Below are 16,529 nucleotides of genomic sequence, written 5' to 3' on the forward strand. Positions count from 1 at the left end.
CTTCCCTAGTAGGGCTCACGCCGCATTGCAGGATCAATCCACCACCACCACCACCGCGGGCTAAAGCTCAACACTAAAAAAAGGGCGGACTCCCCAGAGTCCGCCCTTCCTTAAATCCGTAGATTCTCTTCGTACCCGATTAGTCGATACGCAACAGAGAATCCGACTTTTCGCGCAACTCGCGATACAGCGACTCGTCGCCTGCGAGATGCTTTCCATACGCAGGCAACATCTTGCTCAAACGCTCCTGCCAAGCCTCCGTCTTCACCTCTTCAGGGAAACACTTTTCCAAAACCTCTACGATAATGGATACGGAAGTCGACGCCCCTGGAGACGCGCCCAGCAGGGCCGCGATCGATCCGTCCTGAGCCGCCACGACTTCCGTGCCAAACTCCAACTTGCCGCCGCGACCTCCCGCATGCTTCTTGATGATCTGCACGCGCTGTCCCGCCGTCACCAGCTTCCAGTCTTCGTCCTTCGCTTCCGGGAAGAACTCGCGGAGCCCTTCCACGCGGTCGCTATGCGACTTGCGCACCTCGTTAATCAGGTACTGCGTCAGATCCATGTTGTCGCGGCCGACCGCCAGCAGGGGCAGGATGTTGTCGAGCTTCACCGACTTGATCAGATCGAGGTTCGACCCTTCCTTCAAAAACTTCGGCGAGAACCCGGCATAAGGGCCAAAAAGCAGCGCCTTGCGACCGTCGATCACCCGCGTATCCAAATGTGGCACCGACATCGGCGGGGCGCCGACCGCCGCCTTGCCATAAACCTTGGCCGCGTGACGATCGATGATGTCGTGATCCGTACAAACGAGGAACTGTCCGCTCACCGGGAAGCCGCCAAAGCCCTTGCCTTCTGGGATACCCGACTTTTGCAAAAGGTGCAGCGATCCGCCACCCGCGCCGATGAATGCGAACTTCGCCGACAGGCGCTGCTTGCCGTACTCCTCGCTCTGGACCTTGACCTTCCATTGCCCATCGGCCGCTTGCGAAATGTCCGTGACCCGCGCCTGCATGGCCAATTCCACCCCGTCGAGGGAAATCAAGTGGTCGATCAATTGCTGCGTAAGAGCTCCGAAGTTGATGTCCGTGCCGCTCTCCACGCGCGTCGCAGCCACGATTTCCTCCTCAGGACGACCTTGCCACAGGAGCGGAGCCCAATCCTTCACCACTTCCGGATCCTCCGAATACTCCATCTCCCCAAAAAGATGCTGAGCCTTCAAGGCCTCGAAACGGGCCTTCAAGTAATCGCGATCCGCTTCCCCGTGCACGAAGCTCATGTGCGGCACCCGCTTGATGAACATGGTAGGATCCGAGATCACGCCTTCCTCCACCAAGTGAGCCCAGAAATGCTTCGAGTTCTCGAACTGCTCGTTGATCTTGATCGCCTTGGATACGTCCACCGACCCGTCCGCCTTCTGCGGCGTGTAGTTCAGCTCGCAAAGCGCCGCATGGCCCGTGCCCGCATTGTTCCAAGCATGGGAGCTCTCCAGAGCCACCCGCGGCAGCGATTCCACGATCTGTAGCGTCAGCTCGGGGTTCAGCCGTTTCAGCATGATCCCCAAAGTTGCGCTCATGATGCCGCCGCCAATGAGGACGACGTCAGGATTTTCGAGAATGGGACCGGTCGAAGGTCGTACGGTGCGTTGTGTCATAGCTTTGCCACCGCGAATCCTCACAGACCCGCAGCTTCAATTGCGTTCAATCTAGTTCTTGGTGCCCCCGTTCGCCCTCCGAGGAGGGGAAGTGTTCAATTTCTATAAACGGGAGCGCACATGAGAAGCAAAGCTGGCGCCATGGCAACGCCTTAGAGCCGCTAATAGTAAAATAGCTCCTGGCCCCCCACCCCTAATTCCGCCGCAAGTCCGGCTACAACAAAAACATGCGCTTGCTCGCCTCCTTCGCTCCACCTTAGAAAATCCTAGGCTCCGCCCTCCCTTCCCGCATGCGCAATCCGGCAAAAATCCTCGTCACCAGCTTCCATCCCTTTCGTGGACGGACCCGCAACGCCTCCCAAACCATCGCCGCCGCCCTGCCCAGCGCCCTCCCCAACGCCACCTTCCACGCCCTCAGCCTCCCGGTAACCTGGGGCGCCGTCGAATCGATCGCCCTGCCCCAAATCGCCAGCCTCCAGCCCCACATCCTGCTCGGCCTCGGCGAAGGCAACCCGGACGCCCTCAAAGTCGAAACCCTCGCCCACAACCTCCGCTCCGGCGCCGACGAAACCCAACAAAGCCCAGCCGACGCCTCCATCGATCCCCAAGGCCCCGCCCAGCTCGCCGCCCGCTGGCCCCTGCCCCAACCGCTCCCCCAGTCGCCTGGGGCGCCCATCCTCCTCAGCTCCGACGCCGGCCGCTACCTTTGCAACAACGCCCTCTTCCGCTACAGCCTGAGCAATGCGACCTACGCCGGCTTCTTCCACCTCCCCCCGCAAGGCGAAACCAGCGACGAAGGCTATCGCGCCCAGTGGCTCCCAGCCGTCGTCGAACTCCTTACCTTCGCCCTCCGGCACCCCTCCCAGCCATGAGCCCTGCCAAGCTCCAACTCCTCCGCCACGCCATGGAGCGATACGCCCCGCTCCACGACGCCACCTGGACCGCCCTCAGCCACGCCTGCACGGAACGCAAACTCGCCAAAGGCGAAACCCTCGTGCCCATCGGAGCCTACAGCCAACACCTCTACTTTGTCTGCCAGGGACTGCTCCGCTCCTACACCCTCTCCCACGAAGGCAAAGAGTATAACAAAAAGTTCTTTCCCGAAAACACCTTCCCCGGCTCCATCCGTGCCTTGCTCAAAAACGAGCCCTCCACCTTCGCCCTGCAGGCCCTCGAAGAAACCTCCGTCATCGCCATCGACCACACCGCCTACCGCCGCCTGCTGGAATCGAAGGAAGACCTCAAATGGTACCACATCCAGTACCTCGAAAAGAACTGGGTGCTCGACAAGGAGCCCATCGAAGTCGGTCTCGCCCTCGCCGACTCCACCGCCCGCTACCGCGCCTTCATCGCAAAGCACGCCGCGCTCCTCTCTCGCATCCCGCTTCACCACATCGCCTCCGCCATCGGCGTCACCCCCACTCAACTCAGCCGTATCCGCAAAACAAACACGTAGCGCGGAGCTTCAGCCCGCGGCCGCATTGCAGGATCACTTCTCCACGGACGCGGGCTAAAGCGCCGCGCTACGGAAAAACACACCACCTCTCAACATAGGTCGATGCGTCCAACACGCCCTGCTGCTAAAGTAGCCCCATGCCTACAACGCAACTCGCCCTCATCAGCCTCTTAGCCGGTATGGCCATTTCCCTTCAAAGCGCCCTCAGCGGTCAACTCAGCCAACGTATCCAAAATCCCCTTCTCGCCAGCGCCGCCGTCTACCTGATCGGATTCCTCGCTCTCGCGGCCTACCTCGCGACCCACCGCAGCCAGGTCCCCACCCGCGAAACGCTCTCCCTCGTCCCCCTGCACCTCTGGATCTCCGGCGGACTCCTCAGCGCCATCGCCCTCACCAGCATCTATAAAATCATGCCCGATTTCGGAGTGGCTTCCACTCTGCTCTTCGTCATCTGCGGACAACTCCTCGTCGGCGCCATCGTCAGCCATTTTGCGCTTTTCGGCCTCCCCGCCAGCCCCCTCACTCCCACCCGGCTGCTCGCGCTTTTCCTCGTTCTCTCCGGAGCCACCCTCTACAACCTAAAACCAGCCAGCAAAGCTTCCATGTCCACCGCATCCCATCCGCTCGACCTCAGCTCCTACTTCCAACGCATCGGCTTCGCCGAAAAAGCCACCCCCACCCTCGCCTGCCTCAAGCAGCTCCACCGTCTCCACCAAGAAAACATTCCCTTCGAAAACCTGGACGCCCTGCTCAACCAGCCCATCTCCATCGAACTCGCAGCCGCCTTCTCTAAGCTCGTCACCCGCAAGCGCGGCGGCTACTGCTTCGAGCAAAACACCCTCTTCGCCGCCGTTCTCCGCCAAATCGGATTCCAGGTCGCCCCCTACATCGCCCGCGTTCGCTGGATGGTGCCCGACGAAATCGTAACCCCGCTCAGCCACATGACCCTCCGCGTCGAAACCGAAGCCGGACCTCACCTCGCCGACGTCGGCTTCGGCGGCGTCGGACTCGTAGAACCCATCTCCCTCGAATCGAGAACGACCCAACACACCCGCTTCGAACCCCGCCGCATCGTCGAGCGCCACGGACAACTCGTACACCAGATCCAGATCGGCCACGACTGGAAGGACGTCTACCAATTCGAGCCCCAAGCCGTCGCTCCCATAGACCTCGAAGTCGGAAACTGGTATTCCCACACTCATCCCCAAGCCCGCTTCCGCAACTCCCTGCTCGTAGCCAAACTCACCCCAAGCGGCCGTATCGTAATCGCCGATACAGAGTTCATCCAACGGTACTGGCACGGCCAAGCCCGCCGCAGCGATATCACAACGCAACCTCAGCTCCACCAAATCCTGCGCGAACACTTCGGCCTAACGCTCCCAGCCGACGCCGAGGTCCCTTACTCCTTCCCAGCTACGACCTAACAATCGTCTCTAGGATTCCGGGCTCTTAACCAAGGCATCGTAGCTATTGAGAGTCTGGTACAAGCGCTTCGAAAACGGCCCTTCCGGTATCGCTCCCTCCTCGGCGTATTCGACCTCCGGATTCCAACCGCCCTCCAAGCGATCCAGCGGAGCTCCCGCCGTCGAAAGATCCGGCCGGCCGAGCGATCCGTTTTCCGAAAAAACGGACAGCGTCACCCGATTCCCAGCAGACTGAATCGTATTCACCGATCCCATACGCACGCCACCATGGTTTCCCACGATCTCGCAAGAGGCGATTTCCACATCGAAAACGCCTTTCTGCCTTTCGTCATGCGACAGGAAAAACGCCCAATTCCCCGAATCCTTCACCACCGACTTATAAAACATCAATCCCTCGCTATGCCGGGCAAAAACGCCCACATCCCGATTCCCCTCGATGCGGCAGTTCGCGAACAAAGCATTGCTCACCGCATTGTCGATGCTCACGCCCGCTCCTAGATTTTCGCTCAGCAAGCAATCCACCGTAAAGACCCCCACGCTGTCGTAGTAGGCAACGCCGTCAAAGTAGTTGTTTTTGAATACACAGTCCTTCGCCACCACATCGCGGCAACGCCAGCTAATCACCAAGCCGCCGGAGCGGTTATTGCCGCACACCACCCGCTCCACCCGCAATCCCGTCACCGTACGAGCATCGATGCCGTTGTTGCGGATCCACGGCCTCTCCTGGTTGTATTCGCTCTCCTGAAACTCGCGATTCCCATCAATCTCCAGATCGTAGATCGACACGTTCTCGATGCGCTCCGCATCCAAGGGATACTCGCTCTGGCTGCCGACCGCGATCACCGGAGCCTGCGCCTTCTTGGCCAGCTTCAAGCGAGCGCCCGCCTCGCCTTGAATCGTCACGTTCGAACGATTCACATGCAGGCTTCGCTTCAGCCGATACTCGCCCGCAGCAATCTTAACCAATAGCGGAGTTGCTCCCTTCTCATCCAACACCCTTTGCAGCTTCCGGAGATCCTTGTTCGATGAGACTTCGAAAACGAGCTCCTCCAAAACAGAATCCTCCGAAACCATGCCCTCGCCACCCGCAGCGACAGCAACTCCAGCGAAACCGAGAGTCGCGATAAAGATGGCAAGGAAGGCTCTAAACGGTTCGCGATATAACATATTAATTGGGATCGAGGTTGATACTATACAAGCAATCGTCTAAAACGCCACCCACTCGATACGTAAACCGCCGCAAATCCTGAAATACAGCTTCCCCCCAGGCTCCCGCTCTCCCATTCCCGCAGGCGCTAACCGGCACCCTTGAGCGCCAAACCCTAAAACAGGTGCAAAACGCACCGGTTTCAAGTATCCACTTTCTAATACACTCAACCCATAGCCAAAAAAACGAAAGGCACCCGAACCCATGAACTTCGACTACCTGCACCCACGCGCCCAACTCCTCAGCATCATGGACCGGATCTACCAGTTCGGCATGACAACCACCTCAGGAGGGAACCTTTCGATCCGAGAGCCGGACGGCACCATCTGGATCACTCCCGCTGGAGTCGACAAAGGTTCGCTCACCTGGGACGACATCGTGAAGGTACTGCCCGACGGCACCACCAGCGGACGCCACCGCCCCTCATCCGAATTCCCGTTCCACAAGGCGATCTACGACGCCCGCCCGGACCTGGAAGCCATCGTGCACGCCCACCCCTCCGCCCTGGTTTCCTACAGCATCGTGCGCAAGGCCCCGCCTACCCGCATCATCCCCCAAGCTTACGAAGTCTGCCAAAACGTCGACTTCGCCCCCTACGCCCTCCCCGGCAGCGCCCAACTGGGACAAAACATCGCCGCTACCTTCGCCCGCGGGAACGATTCCGTCCTCCTGGAAAACCACGGCGTGGTCTGCGGCGGCAAGGACCTGCTCGACGCCTTCTCCCGCTTCGAAACCCTCGAGTTCTGCGGACGCCTCGCCATCAAGGCCCAGCGCCTCGGCCAGGTCAAAGAGCTCACCCCGGAACAAGTCGACCTGCGCCACCAACGCAAGCACCTCCTGCCCGAATTCGACCCGACTTCCCGCAGCAGCGAAGAAAAAGCCCTGCGACGCCACATCTGCGAAATCATGCACCGCGCCTACAAGCACCAGTTGGTATCCAGCCTGGAAGGGGTCGTATCCGCCCGACTGAGCGAAGACAGCTTCCTCATCAGTCCCACCGCCGTCGATCGCCAGCTTCTCGACGTGTCGGAAGTCGTATTGATAAAACAAGGACAACGCGAACGCGGCAAGCTCCCTAGCCGAGCCGTACAGCTGCACGAGCGCGTCTACCGCGACCATCCCTGGATCAACTCCATCATTACCGCCCAACCACCGTCCTCCGCGGCCTTCTGCCTAACCGACACTCCCTTCGCCACGCGAACCATTCCGGAAAGCTACATCCTCCTGCGTGACATTCCTCGACTCCCCTTCGGAGCGCAGTACACCGACGAAGCAAAAGTCTCCCAAGCCATCGGCAAGGACACTCCCGTCATCCTCATCGAAAACGAAGCCGTACTCGTAGTCGGAAAATCACTACTCGAAGCCTACGACCGCCTAGAAGTAGCGGAATTCAGCGCCGGTTCCCTCATCGATGCCTACGCCCTCGGCGGTCTGGTCGAAATGGACGACAAAGCCATCGACGAGCTCAAAGTCGCCTTCCTCGGCGGCTGAGTCCCCCCCCTCGCGCCCATCCGTAGCGTTCCCACAAACGAGCCATCCACAAACAAAGTGAAAATCATCGTTTGTAGGGCTGCCGCTTGCCGGCACGCCGCATCTGCCTTGGTCTTTCTTCCGCCTGCAATGCGGCGTGGCGGCAAGCGCCAGCCCTACACAGTAAGAACCGCGTCCTCGCAGAATCGTGATGGAGCAAAAAAGAGCGGGTCCTAAAACCCGCTCTTTCGAAATTTTCTTGGTGTCACTTCGTGCCCTTCGTGGGCAAAAACCAACTACAAGCTTTCCAACAAACGGGCGATCTCGTCGCGCTTGGCTTGCGTATCCGCAAGTTGCTTACGAGCTCCTTCCACGACGTGGGCTGGAGCCTTGTTGACGAAGTTCGGGCTGTTGAGCTTGCCGCTGCCTGCCTTGATCGCTCCATCGAGCTTGGCGAGCTCCTTGCCGAGCCGCTCCTTCTCCGCAGCCACGTCGATCGCGCTGGAAAGATCGAGGTAAACGGTCCCCAAGGCACCGACCGCTCCGGGACAGCCGTCCACCGTCTCCTTCAGTTCGATCGTTGCCGCGCCGGCTAGCTTCTTAATCGTATCCAGATTTTCGGACACGATCTTGGCGCTCGCCGCATCAGCCGCGCTCACGAAAAGAGTTACGTCGCGCTTGGAGGCTACGTTGTACTCCGCCTTCACGGAACGCGCCTTCGTGATGAGTTCCTTCACGTGCTCCACGTTTTCTGCCGCTGCCGCATCTACCGTGACTCCCGCCGCAGCGAGCTGAGCAGCCAAATCGTCCGCTGTGAGCAGAACGGTATCCTGGATAAAGGCGCCTTCTTCGCAGTAGCCCATAGCGTGCCAGAGCTCTTCCGTGATATGAGGCATGACCGGGTGCAGCAGCTGCAGGGCCTGGCGAATGACCAGGTCGGATACCGCCAGTGCCATGTCGTGACGCGGATCTTCCTTTTTCTGTAGCAGGGCCTTGGCCGCTTCGACGTACCAGTCGCAGAAATCGCCCCAAACGAAGTTGTAGAGCGAGTGCGTCAACTGGTGCATCTCGAACTTGGCGAACTGTCCTTCGATCTCCCGCATGGTTTCGAGCATGCGATTGAGAATCCAGTTGCTGTATCCATCGAGTGGCGACGTCTTCAAGCGCTCGAGGATCGCGTCGAGCGAAGCGTTCGCGTCGACCGAACCGTTCATCTGGCGGAAGCGGCAGGCGTTCCAAAGCTTGTTGCTGAAGTTACGTCCGATCTCGATGCGCTCCTCCGAGAAAAGAATATCGGAGCCGCTCGGAGCGATGTTGATGATGCCGAAGCGCAGGCCGTCCGCCCCGAACTTCTCGATCAGGTCGAGCGGATCGGGCGAGTTGCCGAGCGTCTTGGACATCTTGCGCCCCTTGGCGTCGCGAATGAGGCCGTGGATGAAGATATCCTTGAAAGGAATACGAGCCGCGATCTCGTCATCGGTCAGCTCCTTCTTGTCATCCCCGTAGAGCTCGAGGCCAGCCATGATCATGCGAGCCACCCAGAAGAAGATGATGTCGAAACCGGTCACCAAGGTGCTGGTCGGGTAGAAGTGAGCGAGCTCCTTGAGCGTCTTCTCGTCCTCGTTCGGCCAACCGAAACAGGCGAAAGGCCAAATGTAGGATGACGCCCAGGTGTCGAGGGCGTCCTCGTCCTGCTCCCAGTTCTCGGGATCGGAAGGACCGTCGACCGACACGTGCCAGTTCTTGGGATCGAGGCGGTCTTCGCCCTTCTTGTACCAAACCGGAATGCGCTGCCCCCACCAGAGCTGACGACTGATGCACCAGTCCTGGATGTTGTTGAGCCAATGCAGGTAAACCTTTTCCCAACGCTTCGGGTGGAACTTGATAATGCCCCTCTCAACCGCCGCCTTGGCTTCCTCGACCTTCGGGTACTTGAGGTACCACTGCTCGGAAAGGCGGGGCTCGATGGGCACGTCGGCGCGCTCGGAGAAACCGACGTTGTTTTCGTAGTCCTCCGTGTCGACCAGCAAGCCGAGCTCCTCGAGCTTCTTGGCCGCAACCTTGCGGGCCGCAAAGCGCTCCATGCCCGCAAACTCCGGACCAGCCGCTTCGCTGAGCGTACCGTCGGGATTCATCACGTCGATAAGCGGCAGATTGTGACGCTTGCCGATCTCGAAGTCGACTTGGTCGTGGGCCGGGGTCACCTTGAGCGCGCCGGTTCCAAAGTCCTTCTCCACCGCGCGATCCGCCACGATGGGGATCTCCGCCCGCGGAAAGGGACGCCAAACATGCTTGCCCACCAGGTCCGCGTACCGCTCGTCGTCCGGATGCACCGCCACCGCAGTGTCGCCCATGATGGTCTCCGGGCGGGTGGTGGAAATTTCGATGTAGCGGCCGGGCTCCTCCACGATCTCGTAGCGCATCTTCCAGAACTTGCCCTTCTGGGGCTTCATGATCACCTCCTCGTTGGAGAGGGCCGTCTGGGAGCTGGGGCACCAATTGACGAGGCGCTTGCCGCGGTAGATGTAGCCGCGCTCGAAGAGCTTCACGAATGCCGCCCGCACCGAGCGCTCGTACTCCTCGTCCATGGTGAAAGTCGTACGGCGCCAATCGCAGGAGGCGCCGAGCTTCTTGAGCTGGTTGAGAATCTTGCCGCCATGGTCGTCGCTCCACTGCCACGCGCGCTCGAGGAACTTCTCGCGGCCAATCTCGCGGCGGGAAGTGCCTTCGTTGCGCAGGGCCTGCTCGACCTTGGTCTGAGTGGCGATGGAGGCATGGTCGGTGCCGGGGAACCACAGGGTGCTCTTGCCTTCGAGGCGAGCCCGGCGGATGAAGATGTCCTGCAGGGTGTTGTCGAGGACGTGGCCCATGTGCAGGATGCCGGTGACGTTGGGCGGCGGGATCATGATGGAATAGGCATCCTTGCCCTCTTCCACTTCGCCTTCGAAGCAGCCGTTTTTCTCCCAAGCGGCGTACCACTTAGATTCAACTTCCTTCGGATCGTAGCCTTGATTGATTTCCTGTGCCATGAGCTTTGAGCGGTTTTGCGAAAAAAAGGGCCTAGCGATAAGGCTCGCCTAAAGGGAGGGCAAGCCCGATCCACGCCCGCGCCCGGCTCAGGTACGGCGCTCCTAGTTCAGCAGACCGCTCGCGGCCTCGATCGTACGCTGCACCATCCTTTTCAGCTCGGGAATCTTCGCCACCGCTTCGGAGCTTCGCTCCTCGATACAGGCGACCTCGATCTGCTTGGCAACCCGCTCCAACGGCTTGGCCCCGTAGTTGGCGCTGGCGCCCTTGATGGTGTGGCAATGCAGACGCAATCGACCGAAATCCATCTCCCCACCTTCCAAGCCCTCCAAAGCCTCAAGCTCTTCGCCCAGACTGTCCACGAAGGCGTCCACCAAGGGCTGCAATTCATCGGCGCTGTCGCCGAACACCTCGACGAGCGAGGTCAAATCCACCAGCCTTTCCTCAAAGTCAGCCGCGCTTGCGACGCCATTGGCGACATCCGCCGAGCCGGAAGCTTTCGCCGCGCCCCACTTATCCAGGACCACTTGCAATTCCTTCGGCCGGATCGGCTTCGCCATGTAATCGCTCATTCCGGAGCGAAGACACTTTTCGCGGTCCCCTTCCATCGCGTTGGCGGTGAGGGCGATGATAGGGGTTTCCCGATTCTTGCTTCGGGAATTCGGATCGCGAATGAATCCGGTAGCTTCGTAACCGTCCATCTCGGGCATCATGCAATCCATGAAAATGATATCGAATTTCCTAGCGGAGCTTTCCTCGACCGCGGCTTCCCCGCTGTTCACCGCGCAAACCTCGGCTCCGGTCCTGCCGAGCATTTTCCCGGCGACCAAACGGTTCGTCGCGTTGTCGTCCACCAAGAGAACTTTCAGGCAAGGCTGCCCCTCCGACAATGGCGATTGATGGCGAGCGGAACGGGGATCGGGTTCTGACATGATATTTTCTGTTCGGTAAAGCGAAAGCAACGGCTGGGGCGAAACGGGCAAGCTCAGAGATAGGGCAATTTCATGCTTCGCTATCACCGATTGGCAAGCCTTGTCGGATGGACAATGCATCAGTCCTACGCGAGCCGACTGGACCGAAGCAAGTAGCAGCTCCAAGCGCTCCGCCGAACAGCCTCGCCCATCGACGAGCACCACATCGTAAGCCTTTTCCTGCAACGCAGCTAGCAGGGAGCCAAAATCCTCGACCGTATCGAACTTTCCGTCAAAATGCCGCAAGGTTTCCTCCACGCACTCCTTCAAAGGCTCCGTGCTGAAGTAGCACAACGTATCGCTCCCTTGGATACCCTCTGCTTTCAGTCCCACGATTGCGTCTGGCGATTCCGGAGCTTCCTCCAGCACGAGCGAGAACGAGAATCGAGTTCCCGCCCCGAGCCCGCTCTCAACCTCAAGCGTCCCTCCCATCATGCTAACCAAGCGATCGGAAATGGCCAACCCCAGCCCCGTCCCGCCGAAACGTCGCGTCGTCGATGCGTCCGCCTGGGAAAAGGCCGCAAAAAGGGATCCAATCGACTCTGGAGCAATTCCAATCCCCGAATCCACCAGCTCGAAGGAAATCCTCGCCTTCGCCCCGCCCAGCTTTTCGTGGGACAGGCGCAAAACGACGCTTCCTTCCTGAGTAAACTTGATCGCATTGCTCAATAAATTGGATACGACCTGGCTGATTCGGTGCGGATCGGCAAGATAGGCTTTGTCGCAATCGAGCGGATACATCGAAACAAACTCGATCCCCTTCTCGAAAGCCATCGAAGAAAATAGCGAGCCAAGCTGAGCCTGCAGGTCGATAAAGTTGCAGGGTACCGCCTCGATAGCCATCTTTCCCGCTTCGATCTTCGAGAGGTCCAAGATTCCGTTAATAAGCACCAGCAAAGACTCCGAGCTCTTCTCCATCGTCTTCAGAAACTCACGCTGAACCTCGTCTAGCTCCGTATCCTGCAGCAAATGGGTCATGCCAATGATGCCGTTCATCGGAGTCCGAATCTCGTGGCTCATGTTCGCCAAAAACTCGCTCTTCAAGCGCTCCGCATGAATCGCCTTTTCCGCCATCTCCTTGGATCGCTTCGTCTCGAGCAACAAATCCTCGTTCAATTCCTCCGCCTTCCTGCGAGCCGCATTAGCCCGCGCCACCCCATCGTCCACCTTCTGCTGCAAGATCTGGTTGTACGACTCGACCGCGTCCTGCGAAGCGTGGATGCTCTTGGAAATGTAATACCCAAGCAAACAAGCGGCGAGGGCCGAGAAGCCGACCAGCCCTACCACCCAAGCCCGCTCTCGCAGGAACATCCCCTGCTCCGCTTCCACTTCCTCGACCAAGGACTCCCACACCCGCTGGCTCGTCGCACCTAACGAACGAGCTAGCAATCGCAAGCGGCGGCTTGGTGGCTCTTCTCCCTCCAGCGAACCTGCAGCTGCTTCGCCCTGCCCCAAAATCCCCAAAAAGGCCAAACGGCGCTTCGCCTCCAAACGCTTGCCCAGCTCCGCTTCCACTCTCTCGAAGTGTGCCCGACTTTCGGATACGCGATCTCGCACAAGCGCGTCAAGGTCCCCGTCCTCGCGAGAATACTCTCGCGCTCGCCCCAAGGCCTCCAACTCTTCCTTCGTGCGAGCGAACAACACCTCAACCTGTCCGATCAAACCATTAACCTCCTCGCTAGACTCAGCGAGCATCGCCCTATCCAAGGCTAAGCCCAAGGAATACAGCCTCAGCTGCAGCTGCGGTAGATTGCGGGCAAAGTAACTAGGAAGCCCCCAATCCTTCGCAAGCTCGCTTCGCATCGAAACCACGTCCTCCAACCCATGAGCCAGGCGACTCGCGTCCCCATCGAGCCCGTCGCCCAAGGCCTGCGCCGCCTCCTGCCAAGCTAGCCTGGAGTCCTCCGCCCTGTCAGCCGCCGCGAAGTACCGTCCCGAAACGGACAAGGCCTCCTCCACCTTGTCCTTTAGGCCTTCGTCCCGATGAACCCGAGGCAAGTCGTTCGTAACGACCAAACGAATGGCCTCGTCCATCGCAGCCAGCGTCGCCAAACCTCGCAGTTTGTCATCGGCATCTCCCACCCGCCGGTTCATCTCCCCGACGTAAAGGTACGCCAACAAGAACAGCGGAACCAACAAAATCGGGGCCGTAAAGGCCAGCTTGCGACCCGCCGAAAAACGATCTCGAAACGGCGCCCCCTCGCCGAGGCTAACTTCCTGGGTCCTGATCGAGCTCATCGTTCGCCCACCATCCTCGCTATCTGCAAAATCTCCGGCTCCCAGTAGAGGCCCTCCCTCCCCGACGCTTCCCGGTTCAGCAATATTCCCGGAAGCCCCTCGTCGTCATACACGATCAAGGCCGCCCCCTGGCTCTTCAGCTCCGGATTGATCGTGACACTGAGCGCCTTGTTGACACGAGCGAACTCGATCGCTCGATCCAAGTTCCCTGCCTTGACCGCGACCACCACCTGCACCCCCTCCGGAATCTCCAAGCCGCGAGTCACGCCGACCAAGCTGCGATCGCGAATCGACGTCCCTACGTAGGCAGTCAATTCGTCCGCTAGATTCCCCTCATCCAAAACATGGATACGCATGGTCTTCTCCGACCGATCGCTCGACTCGAAGGCAAGCACCTTCACGATAATAGCAGCCGACAAGGAATGCGGCAGCGTTCCCTCGCGAGCCGACACTGGCGAAACAAAAGCCAGCCCACACCAAAGAGCTAACATCAAAATGCACCTGTAGAATTCGAGTTTCACCTATCTATAAATCGAAACTCACGCGCAAAGTGAAACGTCTCGAACTCACCTGCGGCAGGAGGGAATTCTGAAACCCGTCGACATCGACCGAAAAGTCGTCCCCTGAACCCGCTCCCTCTACTCCTGGGGCCAGATATTCCTCCTCGAAAAGATTCTCCACCTTAAAAGAGACGCTGTATTCGCCAAAGTCATACAAAAGGTTGAGATCGAAAACAGTGTATGCCTCCGCCTTGCGCTCCACCGACCGGTCCGCGTTGGAGCTAACCCGAAGGGGATTCTCCGAAAAAAGAGAGCGCTCGTCCATCCACAAGCCGGAAAGATTCGCATTGAGTCGTTCGCTCAAAGGCAAGTTGACGTTCAGGTTCACCTTGTGCGGCGCCACGTCTCCCTGCCGATCCCGTTCCTCCACCCAACGCTCCGCGCTGTTCTCGTACTGGCGATCGCTCATCGCCCGCGTAAAGGTATAGTAGAAATTGCCGGTCAGCGGTCCCACTCCGAAAATCGGATTCTTCAGCCGAAAATGGTTCTTGTATTCAAAACCTACTACATTTCGTCCTCCCACGTTCTGGCCCGTTGCGATCGCATTTTGAAAACACGAATGATAAAGCGAAAAGTCGTGCTGAAAGCGCTCGTGCTGCAGGATCGCTATCAACTCCGCAGTTTGCACCGTCTCTGGCAAAAGCGACGCATTGCTCGCGCGCCCGGCATAGGTCCCAAACAAATCCTTCGGCGACGGCTCCTGAAACGCCTCGCCATAAACAAACTTTAAAGTCGTTTGAGCGTCCTTGTGGTAGATCAAAGCCCCGCGGGGACTGACGTTCGCTCCGTAAACGCTGTTGTCGTCCCAGCGCAACCCCGCGTTCAGCCTCAAGTCCCCCAGCTCGTAAATCACTTGCCCGTAGGCCCCGATGTCTCGCGTCGTACTCACGTTCGAAGCCGGCGCCGCATCGTGAGGGATCTCGACTGCCGGGACCATCGGATTCTCCGACGATACCGTATCCGCAGGGACTGGTCGAGTATCGCCAACTTCGATCCCCAAGCCTTCCCAGTAGTTGCTGATCAAATACGCCCGATTCAACTCCTTCCGCTCCCACTTCCAGCCCGCGTTGAAGTCAAGGTTCCCCTTGCTTTGAAAGCGAAATCGCTGGGCGGCTCGCAGGGACTCGTTATACGAATTCCAATCCGACAAACTAACGAAGCCGCCAAACGACTCTGCCCAATCCTCGCCCCCGACCCGGCTTTCGCGGGCGACCAACTCGGACTCCACCTCAACTCGCCCATCCATCACCCAGTCAGAACGCTCCAGATAGTACTGCCGCGAGGCATGCGTCCAAACCGCATTCGGCTGCCCATCGAGAAACGAATAGTAAGGACCGTAACCTTCGTCCGTCTGCCAAGCCAAGATCCCCAAAGTCGTGCCGCCCCATCGAACTTCCCCCGTAAAACCAAGGTCCCGCGTCGGATCCGCATAGCCTCCCAAAGGCACGCCCCCAACCAGCTCGTGAGGCTCCACCACACCATCGACGTCAAGGTCCCCCGCCGGGCTAAAGCGCCCCGTCGCAGGATCGATCCCCGCCCCGATTCCCGCGCCCCAGGCCACCGGGTCGCTCAACAAGGCCGGATCCGCATAGCCCCACTGCGAATAATCGTCGATATCAGGCTCGTCGCTGACGAAATAGTTGAACCCCACGTCAAACGAAAAGGCGCCCCAACGCCCCCCAAACGCCGTATCCACATTTCGGGTATCGAAACTTCCCGTCGCCCCGCTGATCTCGAAATACCTCTCGCCGTCGCTCAAGGTCGAAGCGTCCCGCGTCACGATATTGATCACCCCCAGAAACGCGTTCGGCCCGTAGACCGCACCCGCCGGACCGTACAATACCTCCACCCGATCGATAGCCGCCATCGGATACTGGCGGGAGATCTGGGCCCCGTGGTTCCACAAGTTGTTGTCGGGCTTCCCGTTGAACAACAACAGCGTACGCTGCGTCCAAGGCGTCCGGTACCCACGCTGGTAAGCCACCGTCTCCATGGTGCCGCCCGTTCGTATCGCATCGAAGCCAGGCAAGCCGAACAGCAAGTCGTCCAGACTATCGTAACCGCGACGCTTAAAATCCGTCCCGCGCAGCACGACCATCGACGCCGGCGCGTCGATCACTGCCTCGCTCACCCCGGAAGCCGTCTCCGAATCGCGGTGCAGCTCCGCTCGTTGCTTCAGCAACTCGTCCAAGCTCATCTCGCCCAGCTCGCCCCCAGCCCCGAGTAAAGGCCTGAGTAAACTGCACGCCACCATGGCCATGCCGCAGCAGGCTCTCCCCCCGAAGGCAGAGAAACGGTTTCGGAGCATGTTGGTCATCGCGTGTCGCGAGGCGCAGCTGTGAGGGGTAAGAATTAGGGTGTGGGGACTGCGCTCCGCCGGAACTGGAATTATCGAAACAAAACGCTCTTCCCTCAAACTGTCTGAGCTATTTTTACAAACCCTTCACCCGAGATCCTCTCTCGGGGAGTCTCGCGTTCTGCGAATTCCAAATTTTAAGGGATTGAGCCCGCCAGCATTCGCA

The 16,529-nt window shown here is 59.3% G+C and carries 10 protein-coding genes; 4 read left to right on the forward strand and 6 right to left on the reverse strand.

The window, feature by feature from the left end:
• Positions 1-139 precede the first annotated feature (139 nt).
• Positions 140-1,654, reverse strand: a complete 1,515-nt coding sequence (locus QEH57_RS14655) for a malate:quinone oxidoreductase (RefSeq protein WP_309007502.1) — start codon at positions 1,652-1,654, stop codon at positions 140-142.
• A gap of 290 nt (positions 1,655-1,944) precedes the next feature.
• On the opposite strand from QEH57_RS14655, the gene QEH57_RS14660 reads away from it, so the two are divergent.
• The 3 genes from QEH57_RS14660 (at position 1,945) to QEH57_RS14670 (ending at position 4,534) form a co-directional block, all read left to right on the forward strand.
• On the forward strand, positions 1,945-2,526 hold the full coding sequence (locus QEH57_RS14660) for a hypothetical protein (RefSeq protein WP_309007503.1): 582 nt from the start codon (positions 1,945-1,947) through the stop codon (positions 2,524-2,526).
• Positions 2,523-3,110, forward strand: coding sequence for a cyclic nucleotide-binding domain-containing protein (locus QEH57_RS14665; RefSeq protein WP_309007504.1), 588 nt, complete (start codon positions 2,523-2,525; stop codon positions 3,108-3,110). Before QEH57_RS14660 ends, QEH57_RS14665 begins: the two co-directional genes overlap by 4 nt.
• 137 nt (positions 3,111-3,247) lie before the next feature.
• Positions 3,248-4,534, forward strand: coding sequence for an arylamine N-acetyltransferase (locus QEH57_RS14670; RefSeq protein ID WP_309007505.1), 1,287 nt, complete (start codon positions 3,248-3,250; stop codon positions 4,532-4,534).
• A gap of 9 nt (positions 4,535-4,543) precedes the next feature.
• On the opposite strand, the gene QEH57_RS14675 is transcribed toward QEH57_RS14670, so the two are convergent.
• Positions 4,544-5,701 (reverse strand): right-handed parallel beta-helix repeat-containing protein, encoded by a 1,158-nt coding sequence (locus tag QEH57_RS14675; RefSeq protein ID WP_309007506.1) that lies wholly within the window; start codon positions 5,699-5,701, stop codon positions 4,544-4,546.
• Positions 5,702-5,945: 244 nt separating this feature from the next.
• On the opposite strand from QEH57_RS14675, the gene QEH57_RS14680 reads away from it, so the two are divergent.
• Positions 5,946-7,232 carry a class II aldolase/adducin family protein gene (locus tag QEH57_RS14680; RefSeq protein ID WP_309007507.1) on the forward strand — a complete coding sequence of 429 codons (1,287 nt, stop codon included), beginning with the start codon at positions 5,946-5,948 and terminating at the stop codon, positions 7,230-7,232.
• Positions 7,233-7,507: 275 nt separating this feature from the next.
• Here the strand turns inward: QEH57_RS14680 and QEH57_RS14685 are convergent, their stop codons facing one another.
• The 4 genes from QEH57_RS14685 to QEH57_RS14700 all read right to left on the reverse strand — a co-directional run bounded on the left by QEH57_RS14685 (position 7,508) and on the right by QEH57_RS14700 (position 16,324).
• Complete coding sequence (locus tag QEH57_RS14685) at positions 7,508-10,240, reverse strand: valine--tRNA ligase (protein WP_309007508.1); 2,733 nt, start codon at positions 10,238-10,240, stop codon at positions 7,508-7,510.
• 102 nt (positions 10,241-10,342) lie between these two features.
• A complete protein-coding gene (locus tag QEH57_RS14690; protein ID WP_309007509.1) occupies positions 10,343-13,447 on the reverse strand; it encodes an ATP-binding protein in 3,105 nt (1,034 codons plus the stop codon).
• On the reverse strand, positions 13,444-13,938 hold the full coding sequence (locus QEH57_RS14695; protein WP_309007510.1) for a YfiR/HmsC family protein: 495 nt from the start codon (positions 13,936-13,938) through the stop codon (positions 13,444-13,446). Before QEH57_RS14695 ends, QEH57_RS14690 begins: the two co-directional genes overlap by 4 nt.
• 34 nt (positions 13,939-13,972) lie before the next feature.
• Positions 13,973-16,324, reverse strand: coding sequence for a TonB-dependent receptor (locus tag QEH57_RS14700; RefSeq protein ID WP_309007511.1), 2,352 nt, complete (start codon positions 16,322-16,324; stop codon positions 13,973-13,975).
• Positions 16,325-16,529 lie beyond the last annotated feature (205 nt).

The organism is Pelagicoccus sp. SDUM812005 (assembly GCF_031127875.1).
Taxonomy (GTDB): Bacteria; Verrucomicrobiota; Verrucomicrobiia; order Opitutales; family Opitutaceae; genus Pelagicoccus.